At 42.7% G+C, this 1,262-nt stretch carries 1 protein-coding gene and 1 pseudogene; both read left to right on the top strand.

The window, feature by feature from the left end; all coding sequences use genetic code 11:
* Positions 1-288 (top strand): annotated as a pseudogene (locus EDM53_RS06180) (hypothetical protein); the annotation flags it as partial.
* Between the two features lie 750 nt (positions 289-1,038).
* Positions 1,039-1,262: transposase family protein (locus EDM53_RS03295; protein WP_130121989.1), on the top strand; the 224-nt coding region annotated here is incomplete at its 3' end.

Here is a 1,262-nt window from a genome sequence, read left to right as displayed (position 1 = left end):
CTACAGATGACGACAATAGAGAGGGAGATATATGAGTCGCACTTAGCATTTTGGAGGTTTGAGGACTCAGCATTTGAGAAGAAGCGTCAGGATGCTATGGAAGAAGGGATAGCACAAGGCATAGCCCAAGGTAAGGAAGAAGGGATAGCGATAGGCAAGGAGGAAGGAAAGGTGGAAGAGAGGATTGGGATAGCGAGGAATTTGGTGAGCTTAGGAGTAGATGTGAAAAAGGTGAGTGAGGCGACTGGGTTATCGGAAGCTGAAGTTGAGAAGCTTATGGTTAAGTGAGGTGTATGGATCTGAAGGGTGTTGGGAGTGGTGTGCCGTAGAAGAATATAAGGAGGAGAAGGTATGACGTAGAGAATACATATATTAAGAAGCTTTACAGGAGATGAAGGAGGGCCCTTCGGGATCGGTATGCAGGTACAGGTCTCAAACCACCACAAGCAGCTGAGGTAAAGAGCCATGCTTGTAAGCGTTGGGGAAAAGCCCAAGAGGAATGGGCAGGTGACATCCAAAAAGACGAATGAAAATGAACCATTGATGAAGCGTCGTTAATCCGAAGAAGACATCAAAATGAGAGACTCGTTCCTACTCTCAGAGAAGTTTATCCAGAGCCTGAACTATGAGGTAAGGGGTGTCCGGCGTAAAGATGGCGTGAGTTTGGAAGAGGCTTTTGTAAGGAACTAGGGGAACCAGTCGCCTTGATGAGAATGGAGAAATTCAAATGGTCAAAGCCATAAGAATGAGAGTACAGAAGTAAGGCACTGGGACGGAGTAACTAGTAGTAGCGAAGAAGCATTTGTAATGGATGTGGAGCGAAGGAGTTACGTTAAGCAGTTTATTCAGCAAGAAACTGAGGGGACTCAGGGAATAAAACAGCTTTGGAGGCAATTGGAGTGACACGGCAGCGGTGCTGGCACAATGATTGGGTATTAGAGTTTGATATACGAGGATTATTTGACAATAGACTTTTTTCGAAACTTTAATATATGTGTATACTGACTGTAGTTCGATAAAGATATTATGGTTTTGGCATTGAAATATGAACAAGTTAAGAGTTTATCGGAAGAGCAATTCAGAAGATTAACTGGAGTTAAGGGTGCTACGTTTGATAGAATGATAGAAATACTGGAAGAAGCTGATCAAAGGAAAAAAAAGAAAGGAGGTAGAAAGAACAAGTTAAGCCTTGAAAATCAGCTATTAATGGCTTTGGAATACATAAGAGAGTACCGCACATATTTCCATGTTAGTCAAAGTTA

Origin of the sequence: Rickettsiales endosymbiont of Peranema trichophorum (assembly GCF_004210275.1) — a bacterium.
GTDB lineage: Bacteria > Pseudomonadota > Alphaproteobacteria > Rickettsiales > Midichloriaceae > RICK02.
The sequence above is the reverse complement of the archived record's forward strand: the minus strand, read 5'-3'. Positions and strand labels throughout refer to the sequence as shown.